Origin of the sequence: Metabacillus halosaccharovorans (assembly GCF_002019635.1) — a bacterium.
GTDB lineage: Bacteria > Bacillota > Bacilli > Bacillales > Bacillaceae > Metabacillus > Metabacillus halosaccharovorans.
On sequence record NZ_KV917371.1, the window covers coordinates 1,842,542 to 1,857,260 of the forward strand.

Here is a 14,719-nt window from a genome sequence, read left to right on the forward strand (position 1 = left end):
ATTGTTATATCCTCCTTTTACGCTCGTTTAAATTGTTTTAAGAATCGTACATCATCTGTATAGAAATGTCGGATATCATCAATTCCGTACTTTAGCATCGCGATACGCTCAGGCCCCATTCCAAAAGCAAATCCGCTGTATTTCTTTGAATCAAAGCCAGCCATTTCTAGTACGTTTGGGTGCACCATTCCAGCTCCAAGAATTTCAATCCAGCCTGTACCTTTACACACATTACATCCTTTTCCACCACATGAGAAGCAGGATACATCAACCTCTACTGAAGGCTCTGTAAATGGGAAAAAGCTAGGACGAAGGCGAATTTCACGCTCTTCACCGAACATCTTTTTAGCAAATACTTCAAGTGTACCTTTTAAATCACTCATGCTGATATTTTCATCAACAACCAGTCCTTCAATCTGTGTGAACTGATGTGAGTGTGTCGCGTCATCGTTATCACGTCGATATACCTTGCCAGGACAGATAACCTTAACAGGTCCCTTCCCTTCATGCTTTTGCATTGTTCTAGCCTGAACAGGTGAAGTGTGTGTACGTAAAAGCAATTCTTCTGTAATGTAGAAGGAATCCTGCATATCACGTGCCGGATGTCCTTTTGGAAGGTTTAATGCTTCAAAGTTATAATAATCTGTTTCAACTTCAGGACCTTCTGCAATTTGATAACCCATTCCAAGGAATAGATCTTCAATTTCTTCAATAACAGCCGTAATCGGATGATGATTCCCAACTTTTACTGGACGACCAGGTAATGTTACATCAATTGTTTCAGTTGCTAACTTTTGCTCAACAGCAAGTTGTTCTAAATGCTCCTGCTTGCTTGAAATAGATGTTGCAATAGCTTCTCTTACTTCATTTGCAAGTGCCCCCATAACAGGACGTTCTTCGGCCGATAGCTTTCCCATTCCTCTTAACACTTCTGTAATCGGTCCTTTTTTACCCAAGTAAGCGACACGTATGTCATTTAATGCCTTTAAATCATGCGCTTGTTCTACTTTTTCAAGCGCTTCTTGTTGAAGCTGTTTTAACTGCTCCTGCATTTGTTCTTCCTCCTTTATTTAAAAACCTCATTAGCGGTTTTTTTGCAAAATAAAAAACCCGCCCCATAAAAGGGACGAGTTGAAATCGCGTTACCACCCTTGTTAGCTATACTTTGATTTTGTCCTAAGTATAACTCACTTCATTTCCATAACGGTAAAAACCGGAACACCTTTACGTCTATTGACGGTCTAAGTGTCAACTCGAGAGGTGAATTCATTTACTTCTATCCAAAAAATGCTTTCAGTCCCGGCATTTTCTCCCTGAATGGACGAACTGTAAATTACTAGTCTCTGTCATCGTTTTGTTTCATATATGTAATGTCTATCTTATTATAATCAAAACAATATGTTCCCGCAACCTGCCTATTTTCGCAAATGATAAAGAAGAATGCCTGCAGCAATTGCAACATTTAACGATTCTGCTCCACCATAAATAGGAATGTACAGATTTTTAGTTGCTTGATCTAATAAATCTTTATTTACACCACTGCCTTCGTTTCCTAGGAGGAGACAAAACTGGTCAGCTTCTGGAACTTCTTTGTAACTCACTCCATTTTGCAAAGATGTGCCGTAGACAGGGATATTGTTGTTCTTATAAACATTGAGCCACTCATCTAGACTGCCTTTTACGATTGGTAAATGAAATAATGAACCTTGGCTGGAGCGAATCACTTTAGAATTAAAGTGATCAACTGTTCCTTCACCTAAAATCACTCCGTCTATTCCAGCTGCGTCAGCTGTACGAATAATCGTTCCCAAGTTACCAGGATCTTGAACACTATCTAATAATAATACTTTTGTCCATTTTTCAGGTGTGTAAGTTGTCTGAAACTCACAAATGGCTGCCACCCCTTGTGGAGCCTCTGTATCACTAATTGCTTTCATGACATCTTTCGTAACAAAAGTAATACTAATATTATCGACATCCCAAGTATGTGGCAAACTGATTTCTTCTGAAACAATAAGTATTTTAATCATTTCTTTATTTTTCAAAGCCTCTTCAACTAAGTGAAAGCCTTCAATTATAAATGTACCGGTATTTTCACGCTCTTTTTTTGTATGTAGCTTCTTCCATTGTTTCACTTTTGGATTTTTAACTGATTCAATTCGCTCCACTTTCATACTCCCTTTTTGAACTATTCCAATTTCTCTTTCCAATCATACATAATTCTTACGTAATTAACAAATTCTATCATTAAAAGCTGTTATCTAGTCATCATTTAATCAAACTAGATTTTTAGCTGTGACTACTTTTAAAAGGAGTGTTATACAGTGAATTTAAACCTTCGTCATGCGGTTATCTCAAATGTTTCAGGAAATACTCAAGATCAACTACAAGACACCATTGTGGATGCCATTCAAAGTGGTGAGGAAAAAATGCTGCCAGGTTTAGGAGTTCTCTTTGAGGTCATTTGGCAGAATGCAAATGAAGGTGATAAAAAAGAAATGTTAACAACACTGGAGCAAGGTCTTAATAAAAATGTACAGTAAAAAAATGCTGGGGAATTCCCCCAGCATTTTTTAATCGAAAGTAATTTTATTTACTGTTTCACGATCTAATCTTTTAATTACTTCTGCTATAAGCTTAACAGCATTTTCATAATCATCACGGTGTAACATTGCTGCATGTGAATGGATATATCGAGTTGCGATTGTAATCGATAATGCCGGAACACCATTTGCAGATATATGAATAGCTCCTGAATCCGTACCGCCTCCAGCAATTGCATCAAATTGATACGGTATGTTCAGTTCATCAGCTGTATCTGTTACTAAATCCCTTAAGCCTTTATGCGATACCATGGAAGCATCATATAGAATAATTTGCGGACCTTCTCCCATTTTACTAGAAGCTTCCTTGTCAGAGATACCAGGCGTATCACCAGCAATACCAACATCTACGCCAAAAGCGATATCAGGCTGAATCATATTGGCAGAAGTACGGGCACCTCGTAAACCAACTTCTTCTTGTACAGTACCTACACCATAAACCACATTCGGATGATCTGTATCTTTTAATGCTTTTAAAACATCAATCGCGATAGCACAGCCAATTCGGTTGTCCCAAGCTTTCGCGAGAAGCATTTTCTCATTTTTCATCACTGTGAATTCAAAATAAGGAACAATCTGATCACCAGGCATAACACCAAATTCCATCGCCTCTTCACGGCTTGATGCACCGATATCAATAAACATATCTTTAATCTCCACCGGCTTTTTACGAGCTTCAGGAGGTAAAATATGTGGAGGCTTAGAACCGATTACTCCAGTAACCTCACCTTTTCTAGTCACAATTGTTACACGCTGTGCCAACATAACTTGTGACCACCAGCCCCCAACGGTTTGGAATCGAAGAAAACCTTTATCATCGATTTGTGTCACCATAAATCCAACTTCATCTAAGTGACCGGCTATCATTACTTTAGGACCGTTTTCTTGTCCTACCTTTTTAGCAATTAAGCTTCCTAAGTTATCTGTTACAACTTCATCAGAAAATGGAGATATGTATTTTTTCATAACATCGCGTACTTCGCGTTCATTACCTGGAATTCCTTTTGCATCTGTTAAGTCTTTTAGCATTGTTAATGTTTCATCTAGCTTCGTCATTTGTGTAGGCCTCCTTCAATTAACAATCATGTTTATTATACAATAAAGGATCTATAGAAAGAAAATAACTCCCTTCTTAGTATCCTTGTTGTTGTCGTTTGTGATTCACTTCATTTTTTAATATGTATGCTTTTTCTATTTGTAGTGAAGTAAAACCTAATAATTTACCGAGTAATAAATATTCCTCAAACATGTTTTTGTAGGTAGACAAAGATGAATCATGTTTAAATGCTGATACTTTTTCATAGACAATTAAAAATTGCTCAGTTAATGTTGCACTTGATTCTCGGTCTTCAAAGTGCATCGAAATATCTATGTTCAATTCTAATCCTAAGGACAAGATAAAGTGAATACCATCTACATATTCTTCTAATATGATATCAGTATGTGCAGGCGGCTTTAGACTCCAAAATTTAAAGCACCTGGTTTCATTTGCCAACTCACCAATTTCAACTAATAAAGCAAGTACTTTTCGATCAACCAAATTCTCATTCTCAAGATTATGTTGCGCTTGTATTTTTGCATCTAATTCCTGCTGCATGTTAAATAGTACGGTAAAATTCATAAAGTATTCCTCCAACAATTTTCACTAAAAAAATTATAACAAATTTTTTAAAAAACTTGGAACCTTTTCGGTCTCTCAATCGTATATAAGAAAAATTGCCCTCAGGAGGGGTTTTACGATGATTGTCATTTTATTACGTTTGTTGTTAATCGTCTTGATTGTCTTTCTTCTTTATACAGGAATTAAGTTTTTATTTAATCCAAAACGAAAGCTCGAATTAGCACATGAACAAAAGCAGTTTTATTTTCTTGATGAAAAAGATAACGTAAGGAAAAACTTTTTACTTACGTACAAAGGTGCATTATTTGAAGGAGAGAAATATTTAGGAACAACAACAAACTCTTTTGAAGTTGTCTCGATCTTTATTTGGTCAAAATCAACCAATGAGTTACAGGGACTGACGTTGGAGGATTTCGAACACATCCAAGAACAAGTGAAATTACGCTATCCTCATAGTAAGGTAGATTGGAAAAGTCCGATCAAGGAATTGATTTTGAAAAAAAGTCAAAGTTAATAGAAGAGCTTGAGATACTCCATCTCAAGCTCTACCTCACATAGAATTATGAACAACATGATAATAGTGATCGAAGAATTTTTCTCGATCAACACGTATGGCAATATTTCTTTTCCCGTCAACTCTTTGTTGAAACTCCATCATCCCGAGTTGTTCCTCTTTTTTAACCTCAACTTCGATAGATCCTTGTTGATAGTCACAAATCTGAGGATCAAATAGACAAGCTGCGGCAAGAGGATCATGAAAAGTCATATCATTTGATTGCAGCCAGGGTGAGCCAAAGTCTTCCACAGCTTCCATGAGCGGGGTAGAAAATAAATCTTCCTTTTCATTCCTTTTAAGAACTAATTGGGTGGTAACATTAAGACCAAAGGTAGTATGAACAGGAACATCAGTATGATAAACAACCGCTGCTGCTTGTGGATCTACCCAAGAGTTCCAATTTGATATTGGCATATCCATGGTTTTCTCTAATTCTTTTGAAAACACACCACTCATGATATGGAGTTCTTTTAGGAGCTTCGGTATCTCTGGATCCGCCAAAAATAATAAAGCAATGTTTGTTAAATGACCTACAGCTAAAAGTGAAATTTCATGGGGATTTTCACGAATGGTTTGCCTCATAAAATCAACAGCTTTGTTTTTCACAAATGATTTTTCATGATGCCAATTTGCCAGGTGTTTTGCTCCATCAGGTGTTGGATATAGTGAGCTTTGCATTAGCGTATAGTCTGCACCTGCTGCAATAGGAATGCTCATTCCAGCTGCTTTACATATGGCATCTGCTATCATTGCCCTTTTTTCGACTTCCCCGCCTATTGTCGTAATCCCCACTAGTTCACATAGTGGCTGACTTAATAAATACGCCAAGCAAAGGGCATCATCAATATCACCACCAATATCTGTATCAAGGAGAACTTTCTTTTTCACCATCAAATCATCAACTTTCTACGGTTTTATCATGCTTTTTCCCTTATAAAAAAGTCATTCCACTTAATCAATACTTGTTTTTCTCTAAAATAATAGATAAGAATAAACAAGCCGATCACAATCCCGATTAATACGACAGGAGGTAAAGTCTGAATAGATGCTCCTAAAAACGTAAACAAAAGTGTTGAAGGGATATGTGTAAGAAAAGAGAGTTTTGTATAACGTCCAAATGTTTTGGCTTTGTCTAAAATGCATAACGAAATAAGCGAAAAGTTGATAAAAGGGATCATTCTTAATATCATAATTTGAATAAAAGAAAAATTTGTATAAGTTCCCAACCATTTTCCCTTCATTTTCATTAAGCGATCCAACAGTTTAGGAAAGAGTTTTGTAACGAAATAAAAGGTAATACTCGAGCCTGTTAAACCAATGATTGAATACACTGACCCTAGTTGTGCACCAAATAAAATTCCTCCAGCTATACAAACAACCGCAACAGGAAGAAACAAAAACTGCCTGATCATATGAAACAAAATAAAAGCAATTGGCGCAAAAAAGCCAGTTGTTTGAATGACGGTCAACACGGTAGAAGTGGCCAGTTGAATAGTCATCACCGCTTTCTAGTTGTAATCCATAGATGAAGTCGTATTGATTCCATTGTACGGGAAGATTTTGCGTTTATGCCAAAGAAATTGTTAAATAAACCAAAAGTATAATGTGTCCGATTGCAATAAGCGGAAAGAAAACAGTAAAAGATGTATGTTTTGTTTTATGACGATATACTTTCATCGCAATATAACCGCCGATGGCTCCCCCCACGAGAGCAAATAACCATAGTGTTGATTCTTTTATGCGCCACTCTCCCCTAATAGCACGCTTTTTATCTGAGCCCATTAAGAAGAAGCAGATGATGTTTACTAATAGATAATAGACTAACACATAAAGCATTCTATTCACTTCCCTTCTGTATGTATAATACCTTAAAACTCCTTTGATATGAAAAAGAGCTGACTCTATCTACTTAGAGTCAGCTCTTATACCGTTCAATTATTTGTTAAGCTGTGCTTTAGCAGCATCTGCTAATTGAGAAAATGCTTTTTCATCAGCAATAGCTAAGTCAGCAAGCATTTTACGGTTCACTTCGATACCAGCAAGCTTTAATCCGTGCATTAAACGGCTGTAAGAAAGACCATTAACACGAGCAGCTGCATTGATACGAGTGATCCATAATTTACGGAAATCACGTTTCTTTTGACGACGATCACGGTATGCATACATCCATGATTTCATCACTTGTTGATTTGCAACTTTGTATAATCTATGTTTAGAACCGAAATAACCTTTAGCTAATTTTAAAACTTTTTTACGACGTTTACGTGAAACGATACCGCCTTTTACTCTTGGCATGTAAATTCCCTCCTATATTACGATGGTCCGAATTATTTAATATTGTCTAATAAATGACGAATACGTTTGAAATCGCCTTTGCTTACTACAGTTGATTTACGTAATTTACGTTTTGCTTTAGTAGATTTGTTAGCGAATAAGTGGCTTGTGTAAGCATGTGAACGTTTAAGTTTACCAGAGCCTGTTCTTTTGAAACGCTTAGCAGCTCCACGGTGAGTTTTCATTTTTGGCATAAGGTATTCCTCCTTAAGGGATTATTGCTTTTCATTTTTCGGTGCTAGAACTAAGAACATGCTGCGTCCATCCATTTTTGGATGTGATTCAATTGTGCTTAAATCTGCACATTCTGCTGAGAAGCGATCAAGCACCTTTTGACCGATTCCTTTATGAGTAATTGCACGTCCTTTGAAGCGGATAGAAGCTTTTACTTTATCGCCCTTCTCAAGGAATTTGCGTGCATTTCGAAGCTTAGTGTTAAAGTCATGCTCATCAATTGTAGGACTTAAGCGGACCTCTTTAAGATTGATGATTTTTTGATTCTTACGAGCTTCTTTGTCTTTCTTTTGCTGTTCAAAACGAAATTTACCGTAATCCATGATGCGGCAGACAGGAGGCTTTGCATTAGGAGCTACTAAAACTAAATCTAGATTAGCTCTTGTCGCAATTTCTAAAGCCTCTTGGCGAGATTTAATTCCAAGCTGATCTCCGTTGGCACCGATTAGACGAACCTCACGTGCGCGGATTCCGTCATTTACCATCATATCTTTGCTAATAATTAGCCACCTCCAAGGTTTTATCAAAACTGAATAGTAATTCTTAACACCGTCATTGTAGATCTTGGTCTTTTTATTTGAGACAAATAAAAAAGTGTGGATGCAAAACACCCACACTACGATTGTATACATAAACTATATCATCGTTACCTGCCAACTACAAACGGATGTGTCAATCAGGTGAGAAGCGGGTGCTTCTGCTTGTTAAAATATAAGACTATTCAATTACCTAGAGAATTATACCATCTATACAAAGATCTTGCAAGCAAATAATATACTTTTAAAACAACAAATGTAATTCTATCAGAAGAATTCTCTTCTTGCAATAACTTTTTTGATTTCACATTCAAAACCGGTGGAACAACCCCTGTTGAATAAAGTCTTACTTTATGATCTTTTTACTTCATGTTGAATGTTTTGAATAAACTGCTCGAATGCGATTGTTTCTGATTTTTGTTCACCATACTTACGAACATTAACTGCATTTTCAGCAATTTCATTATCTCCAACTACGAGCATATAAGGTATTTTTTGAATTTGCGATTCACGAATTTTGTAACCAATCTTTTCATCTCTGGAATCTAACTCTACTCGAAGTCCTGCCTCTTGAAGTTGTTCTTGGACCTTCTTCGCATAATCAAGATGAATAGCAGGTGAAACCGGAATAACCTGAACTTGTACCGGAGCTAACCATGTCGAGAATGCCCCTTTGTACTCTTCAATTAAGAATGCAACAAAACGCTCCATTGTTGATACAACACCGCGGTGGATAACAACCGGTCGATGTTGCTTTCCATCTTCTCCCACATAATTCAAGTCAAAGCGTTCCGGAAGTAAGAAGTCTAATTGAACAGTTGATAACGTTTCATCTTTGCCAAGAGCTGTTCTTACTTGAACATCCAGCTTTGGTCCGTAGAATGCCGCTTCACCTTCTGCTTCAAAATAGTCATGACCTAATTCATCCATTGCACCCTTTAACATGCTTTGCGCTTTTTCCCACATGCTATCATCGTCAAAGTATTTTTCTTTATCTTCCGGGTCACGGTATGACAATCTGAATGAATAGTTTTCAATTCCGAAATCTTTGTAAACTGCTTCAATTAATCGAACAACGCGAATGAATTCATCCTTGATTTGATCTGGACGCACAAAGATATGGGCATCATTTAATGTCATTCCACGTACACGTTGTAAGCCAGTTAGCGCACCTGACATTTCATAGCGGTGCATTGTTCCAAGTTCAGCGATACGAATTGGCAGCTCACGATAGCTGTGAATATCATTTTTATAAATCATCATATGATGTGGACAGTTCATTGGACGAAGTACTAAGTCTTCATTATCCATTTCCATAATTGGAAACATATCTTCTTGGTAATGCTGCCAATGTCCGGATGTTTTATATAATTCAACACTTGCCAAAACAGGTGTATAAACATGCTGGTAACCTAATCTTTCTTCCTTATCAACGATGTATCGCTCTACAATACGGCGTATAGTTGCACCTTTTGGAAGCCATAACGGTAAACCCTGACCTACTTTTTGTGATGTTGTGAAAAGACTAAGCTCTTTCCCTAATTTACGATGATCACGTTCTTTTGCTTCCTCCAAAATACGAAGATGCTCATCTAAATCAGCTTTTTTGAAGAAAGCTGTTCCGTAAATACGTTGAAGCATTTTGTTTTTGCTATCTCCGCGCCAATATGCACCTGCAACACTTAGTAATTTAAATTCTTTAATTTTACCTGTTGAAGGAAGATGCACTCCACGACATAAGTCAAAAAATTCTCCTTGTTCATATATTGAGACAGCTTCACCTTCTGGAATTGCTTCTAAAAGCTCTAATTTCAGAGGGTCCTGGATTTCTTCGTAACGACGCTGAGCTTCCTCACGACTTACTTCATTACGAACAATTTCAAGATTTTCATTCACAATTTTTTTCATTTCTTTTTCAATGATTGGTAAATCCTCAGGTGTGATCGCCTGTTCCATATCAATATCATAATAAAATCCATTTTCAATAACCGGTCCAATTCCCAGTTTAACGGGTTGGTCTTTGAACACACGTTTAATCGCTTGTGCCATTAAATGTGCAGTTGAATGGCGCATAATCTCCAATGCTTCATCACTATCTTGTGTAACAATTTCAATGGCACCATCTTGTTCGATCGGTGTACGCAAGTCAATTAATTGACCATCTATTTTCCCTGCAAGTGATTTCTTTTTTAAACCAGGGCTAATGGATGCCGCAATATCTTCAGTTGTGGTACCTTTTGCAAACTCCTTCACAGCTCCGTCTGGAAACGCAATTTTTATAACGTCTGACATCCTTGTTCACTCCTTCTTTGAAATGTGGAAGCGCCTCGATCAGCCCCGACCAGCATAAGACGCTCATGAATAGAAGGTGTTTTTTACCTTCCATTCATGAGCGGCTTATGACCTCGAGGGGCTAGGCGCTGGAACTAGACACCGACACTAATTACTAACTTAGCATCAGGGCTTGCTCTGAAAATAAATAAAACTCGCCCCCTAAAAAGGGACGAGTTTAATAAACTTAGTCAATGGATCGTGGTTCCACCCTTGTTCCCAAAGTCTGTAAAAATCATCATTCATGCATTTCATAAGTAAGCTGAATAAGACTTTGGCTCAACATCGATAACGGGAAGACCGTCAGCTATTAATAAGTTAGAATGTAACTGTTCACAACTGAAGTTTAAAGGTGGTAAGTTTGCTCATCGTGTTAGGAAGGTTTCAGCATTTCCTTCCCTCTCTGGGAACCGTACAAACAAGCTCATGTCCTTATCATGACAGATCATTTGTTCAATTATTACGTTATTATAAATTGTTTTTCCGATAAAATCAAGACGATATTTAAGCTATACTATGTACGATGTACTTTTAATCACATCTATGTTTATTTGTAAAAATCCTCCAACCGATGGATTGTGACTCTCTCTTCAAATATATTTAAGATTGTTTGAATCATGCCATCTAGAGAATCATTTGCATAGAGAGAAATCTTTACAGGAACCATTGATACCAATGGCGCTAATAACTTTGTATCTATATACATGGGATGTTTGTATACAAATTCCTTATCAATTAACGTCTTTAAATCCTTATCAGATATCAAACACTTGTTTTCGTTATAAATCACATATTCTTTATCATACACAAGGTGAACCCTCGGGATTTTGCTTTCATTTTCACATAAATATTCTCGTAAACTTTGTATGAAATTTTGATATTCCTGTTCCATCTTATATTCCTCAATCGCAATTTCCACATAGTCTCTTAAACTACTAAGATATTTTTGCAATCGGAACTTTTGAAAGGACGAATAGGTGAAATATAAATCTGGACGCAAAAATTCCTCTAATGCCTCTTTTACAAAGTGTTCTCTTGGTGCTAATTTTTGCACATTCGGGATTTCTTCCCTTTCTCCCTCAATTATAGATTGTGTAATATGTAAAATCTGTTGTTGTTCCTCTTCATCTGAAAAATAATAAAGTTCTTTCAGCATGTTCATAATCAAATGCTGCTCTTTATGACAAATAATAAATTGAGTAAGACCCGGTATAACAAATTGCTCTAGTGTGATATCCCAAGATTTCGGGGTGATTTTTATACACTGATTGTTTACTAATTGTAGCTCAGATAAAGCTGTTTCAGATATTGAACGAAAAATTGAATACATCGTCCTTGCCTCTTTCGGAGACCCAAATAATATCTCAAGCATGTTTGTCCCCCCTATTTGCCAGCACTTCAATCTATGTATATGGGGGAGATTTCTTATTTAGAAGTAAATAAATGGGTTTACATTAGAAAAAAAACTACCTCATGTTTTGAGATAGTCGATTCGAGAATCTATAAAGCAACTTCCTTATTACCCTCTTCTGTTTCTACCGATCAGTTCAATGGGAACGGTCATATGTTTTATCCGTTCCATAATCCTTGCTGCTTTAACCGGTTCTTCTTCTCCACGTTGGGAAATGGAAAGATGATGTTGAAGTTGTTTTAGGTTAAAATTTGATGAAATAAAAATAGGCAGATTTTCAAGCATTCGATACTGTAGAATTGTTCCCAGAACTTCATCCCGTGCCCAGCTTGATACAGATTCTGCACCTAAATCATCCAGCATCAATACCGGTATTTTTTTCACCGCATCCAGCTTTTCATCGAGTGATGAATTTTGAAACGACCCCTTTAATTCCCTCATAAATTCCGGTACATAAACAAGCATTGAAGGTACTTTATGTGAGGCAAGTTCATTTGCGATAGCACCTAAAATATACGTTTTGCCTACTCCGAAGGATCCGTACAAGTAGATACCTTTTGGATGGCTTCCACTGTTATAAGCCTCTACAAAATCCTGAGCGATACTAATAACCTGAAGGCGGCTTGTTTCCTCGACATCAACATCGATCTTGTCAAACTGTGCTTCAAGAATGTCCTTTGGAATGTACATACTTTTAATAAGTGCCTCATTTTTTTTCCTTTCATCTTGAAGCTCTTTTGTTGGGCATTTATCATATTGAATATCAATGATTCGACCTTGTATGATTAAACGGGGATGATAGCCTTGCAATAAATTTTTGCATTTAGCCAAAGATGGACACATTTCACAGTTTTTGCTTTGATTAATAAATTCATAAAGCTTCATTAAACTCCTGTTAATCATTCCGTCTTCAATTTCTGTTGAGTGCTTAGTAATAAATGCTTGTATATCAGGATTATTTAACACCTGTTTCTTTAAATCGTTGTATCGTTCATTAAAATCAGGTCTGCTCGTTAATTTTTTTAATGATTTGCTCATATGTTCCATATTCTACTCATTCCTCCTTTCATTCATTTCACCGTTTTTATTATCCTTATATTTTTTTATTCGATCAAATAATTTCTTCTTTTCTAATTCGAATTGCGCCAAATTCTTTTTCTCTACTCCCTCTTTGTCTTGTTGCTGTTCTTCTTTGTCTGTATTACCTTCGCCATCTTTTAACCATTCTGGAAGGATTTCCTTTCGAATTGGCGTTTTCTTACTTTGAGTTTTTTTCTTGGATGTTGTTTTTTCCTCTGCCCATTGTTGATATTGACGATGTTCCTGTTTCGCTAAGTCCATTGCTTCCTTCACGGTTTTAACTTGTTTTCTTGTCCAATGACTTGCAATTTTTTGAACATAAGCTCTTGTAAGCTTCATATCTGTTTTCAGCATAACGTAATAAATCAGTACATTCACAACACCCGGCTCAAGCTTTTGTTGAACCATGACCTCTTCAATAATTTGCAAATCACCCACAGCAGGCGGGACTCCTCCTGCAACATCCGTTAAAAATTGTCTTGGTGAAATGGTTTCTAATTGAACCATTAGTTCTTCTTCTTTTGATAACTGTTTTTTGTTAAGCTTTGACCGTAATGTAATAGGTTGTTTCTTATCCACAAGGTTCGGTAATTCATCTCCCACTTGGAATTGATACCAGTCTCTCGCTGATTTTCTGAGCAATTCTACATCAATCATATCATCCTGATCAAGACTTGACATGGCCACATTTTTCATATCAACTGCACCAATTCCATATAGATAAGACAGCTTTTTTATCACCTCTTTTATAGGAGGTGTAAAAGCTTTTGGAGAAATAAGCGCATCTGATAAACCGGAGAAAAATAAATCGAAGTCAAATGAAGCATCTGATATTTCCAATGTAGACCGACTATCTGACTGAAGGTATTCTCTCTCATTTTCAAGTGTTAGATCATCCATTGTTTCCTTATTTACTCTACCCATCATTTCTGCAGAGCGAACGGAATCAAACACATCGTCAAACGATTTCGTAATCTCCTTCATTCCCTCTTCCATTTGATCATCTGAAAAAAATCTTTTTAGTTGTAAAAACTTATTTCGACCAACACGATTATACAGATAAATATTTAATACACCATCTTGAAAAAACTCATTAGGTCGAATAGGTGTCTGTAACTCGTATACATATCTTTTCACACCATCAACTTCATCTAGATATGTTTTCAGCAATCCTAGTCCTTCTAATTTTATTCGTTCATGATAAATTTCCCGCAAATTACTTTGCATTAGAGTCATTAAACTGTGATGAGTCGTTTCAACACTCCAAATGCGATTTTGCTCTAATTCTCCCCATAAAGTCATATAAAGACTAAAAGATTTTGAACCTATTAACGGCTGATAAAGTAATGTCATGATTTTTCGATCTAAGTCTTGTAGAACTGATTTACTTTTAACTGTATATCGATCAATAGCAAGCAGTTCTTTCCAATGCTGTTCCATACCCCTCAACCTTTCATCCCTATTATAAAACACACCACTGAAAAAAGAGCTGAAGGATTTCTCTCCATTAGCTCTTTCATCACTTATCTTACTTTCTTTATTAGATCTGTTAATTCCTCAATAAAGACATTTATATCTTTAAACTGTCTATAGACTGATGCAAACCGCACATATGCAACTTCATCTATTCTAGCCAGCCTATCCATTACCATTTCGCCTACTAATTCACTGTTAACCTCAGAAACACCTTGATTTCTGAGCTCTTTCTCAATTTCATGAACAATGTCTTCAAGCTTTTGCAAAGGAACAGGTCTCTTTTCACAAGCTTTGATGAGACCTCTTAAGATTTTCTCTCGACTAAATTCTTCTCTTGTTCCTTCTTTCTTCACAACAATTAAAGGAAATTCTTCGACTTTTTCAAATGTTGTAAAACGATATTGACACTCTTCACATTCACGGCGTCTGCGTATTGATCTACCTTCATCTACAGGTCTAGAATCCAATACCCTTGTCCCATTATGCTGACACGAAGGACATTTCATATGACCAACTCCTTCTTTACGTCATATCCAG

17 protein-coding genes and 2 other annotated features are annotated in these 14,719 nt (G+C 36.6%); of the genes, 2 read left to right on the plus strand and 15 right to left on the minus strand.

Going from position 1 to position 14,719, the window contains the following annotated elements; genetic code table 11:
- Positions 1–17: 17 nt before the first annotated feature.
- Positions 18–1,052, minus strand: a complete 1,035-nt coding sequence (pheS, locus tag BK577_RS08535) for a phenylalanine--tRNA ligase subunit alpha (RefSeq protein WP_078432508.1) — start codon at positions 1,050–1,052, stop codon at positions 18–20.
- A gap of 67 nt (positions 1,053–1,119) precedes the next feature.
- Positions 1,120–1,359, minus strand: a binding site (T-box leader).
- Between the two features lie 56 nt (positions 1,360–1,415).
- Positions 1,416–2,168: a TrmH family RNA methyltransferase gene (locus tag BK577_RS08540; protein ID WP_078433506.1), complete on the minus strand. Its 753-nt coding sequence runs from the start codon at positions 2,166–2,168 to the stop codon at positions 1,416–1,418.
- Positions 2,169–2,324: 156 nt separating this feature from the next.
- Here BK577_RS08540 and sspI point away from each other — a divergent pair, with 156 nt between their 5' ends.
- Positions 2,325–2,543 (plus strand): small acid-soluble spore protein SspI, encoded by a 219-nt coding sequence (gene sspI / locus BK577_RS08545; protein ID WP_078432509.1) that lies wholly within the window; start codon positions 2,325–2,327, stop codon positions 2,541–2,543.
- Between the two features lie 30 nt (positions 2,544–2,573).
- Here the strand turns inward: sspI and BK577_RS08550 are convergent, their stop codons facing one another.
- Together BK577_RS08550 and BK577_RS08555 are read right to left on the minus strand one after the other, a co-directional pair.
- Positions 2,574–3,659, minus strand: coding sequence for a M42 family metallopeptidase (locus BK577_RS08550; protein ID WP_078432510.1), 1,086 nt, complete (start codon positions 3,657–3,659; stop codon positions 2,574–2,576).
- 76 nt (positions 3,660–3,735) lie between these two features.
- Positions 3,736–4,224 (minus strand): dUTP diphosphatase, encoded by a 489-nt coding sequence (locus tag BK577_RS08555; protein WP_078432511.1) that lies wholly within the window; start codon positions 4,222–4,224, stop codon positions 3,736–3,738.
- 121 nt (positions 4,225–4,345) lie between these two features.
- On the opposite strand from BK577_RS08555, the gene BK577_RS08560 reads away from it, so the two are divergent.
- Entirely contained in the window at positions 4,346–4,738 is a 393-nt protein-coding gene (locus BK577_RS08560; protein WP_078433507.1) for a sigma-w pathway protein ysdB, read from the plus strand.
- A 36-nt stretch (positions 4,739–4,774) separates the two neighbouring features.
- Here the strand turns inward: BK577_RS08560 and BK577_RS08565 are convergent, their stop codons facing one another.
- The 11 genes from BK577_RS08565 to nrdR all read right to left on the minus strand — a co-directional run bounded on the left by BK577_RS08565 (position 4,775) and on the right by nrdR (position 14,688).
- On the minus strand, positions 4,775–5,668 hold the full coding sequence (locus BK577_RS08565) for a nucleoside hydrolase (protein ID WP_169908165.1): 894 nt from the start codon (positions 5,666–5,668) through the stop codon (positions 4,775–4,777).
- Positions 5,669–5,697: 29 nt separating this feature from the next.
- Positions 5,698–6,279, minus strand: a complete 582-nt coding sequence (locus tag BK577_RS08570) for a TVP38/TMEM64 family protein (RefSeq protein WP_078432513.1) — start codon at positions 6,277–6,279, stop codon at positions 5,698–5,700.
- 67 nt (positions 6,280–6,346) lie between these two features.
- Complete coding sequence (locus BK577_RS08575; protein ID WP_245823451.1) at positions 6,347–6,616, minus strand: DUF1294 domain-containing protein; 270 nt, start codon at positions 6,614–6,616, stop codon at positions 6,347–6,349.
- 99 nt (positions 6,617–6,715) lie between these two features.
- Positions 6,716–7,075, minus strand: coding sequence for a 50S ribosomal protein L20 (rplT, locus tag BK577_RS08580; RefSeq protein ID WP_078432515.1), 360 nt, complete (start codon positions 7,073–7,075; stop codon positions 6,716–6,718).
- 32 nt (positions 7,076–7,107) lie between these two features.
- Positions 7,108–7,308 carry a 50S ribosomal protein L35 gene (gene rpmI / locus BK577_RS08585; RefSeq protein ID WP_026560853.1) on the minus strand — a complete coding sequence of 67 codons (201 nt, stop codon included), beginning with the start codon at positions 7,306–7,308 and terminating at the stop codon, positions 7,108–7,110.
- A 21-nt stretch (positions 7,309–7,329) separates the two neighbouring features.
- On the minus strand, positions 7,330–7,851 hold the full coding sequence (gene infC, locus BK577_RS08590) for a translation initiation factor IF-3 (RefSeq protein ID WP_169908260.1): 522 nt from the start codon (positions 7,849–7,851) through the stop codon (positions 7,330–7,332).
- A gap of 79 nt (positions 7,852–7,930) precedes the next feature.
- Positions 7,931–8,057, minus strand: a sequence feature (ribosomal protein L20 leader region).
- Positions 8,058–8,235: 178 nt separating this feature from the next.
- Positions 8,236–10,176, minus strand: coding sequence for a threonine--tRNA ligase (gene thrS, locus BK577_RS08595; RefSeq protein ID WP_078432517.1), 1,941 nt, complete (start codon positions 10,174–10,176; stop codon positions 8,236–8,238).
- Between the two features lie 586 nt (positions 10,177–10,762).
- A complete protein-coding gene (gene ytxC / locus BK577_RS08600; protein ID WP_078432518.1) occupies positions 10,763–11,587 on the minus strand; it encodes a putative sporulation protein YtxC in 825 nt (274 codons plus the stop codon).
- Between the two features lie 147 nt (positions 11,588–11,734).
- Positions 11,735–12,673, minus strand: a complete 939-nt coding sequence (gene dnaI, locus BK577_RS08605) for a primosomal protein DnaI (RefSeq protein WP_078432519.1) — start codon at positions 12,671–12,673, stop codon at positions 11,735–11,737.
- A gap of 3 nt (positions 12,674–12,676) precedes the next feature.
- The gene (locus BK577_RS08610; RefSeq protein ID WP_078432520.1) at positions 12,677–14,146 is read right to left on the minus strand and encodes a replication initiation and membrane attachment family protein; all 1,470 of its coding nucleotides are present in this window, start codon (positions 14,144–14,146) and stop codon (positions 12,677–12,679) included.
- A gap of 83 nt (positions 14,147–14,229) precedes the next feature.
- Positions 14,230–14,688 (minus strand): transcriptional regulator NrdR, encoded by a 459-nt coding sequence (gene nrdR, locus BK577_RS08615; protein WP_026560848.1) that lies wholly within the window; start codon positions 14,686–14,688, stop codon positions 14,230–14,232.
- Between the last annotated feature and the right edge of the window lie 31 nt (positions 14,689–14,719).